The sequence below is a fragment of the Mesorhizobium sp. 128a genome, from assembly GCF_053848025.1.
In genome coordinates this window covers 1-292 of the sequence record NZ_JBSPKY010000124.1, presented here as the reverse complement: position 1 = coordinate 292, position 292 = coordinate 1, and the positions used below count along the sequence as shown (strand labels likewise).

The window sequence follows — 292 nt, the reverse complement described above, 5'->3', positions numbered from 1 at the left end:
CACCAAGGTGATGCGCCAGGCGCTGGAAGCCTCGCATCGCGGCTGGGGCAAGTCGGTCATCATCGGCGTCGCCGGCGCTGGGCAGGAAATTTCGACCCGGCCGTTCCAGCTGGTCACCGGACGAACCTGGATGGGCACCGCCTTCGGCGGCGCACGTGGCCGCACTGACGTGCCGAAAATCGTCGACTGGTACATGGACGGCAAGATCCAGATCGACCCGATGATCACCCATTTGCTGAAGCTGGAAGACATCAACAAGGGCTTCGACCTCATGCATGAGGGCAAGTCGATC

General features: G+C 62.3%; 1 pseudogene. It reads left to right on the top strand.

From position 1 onward, the window contains the following. Positions 1–292, top strand: a pseudogene (locus tag ACWTU9_RS33360) (S-(hydroxymethyl)glutathione dehydrogenase); the annotation flags it as partial.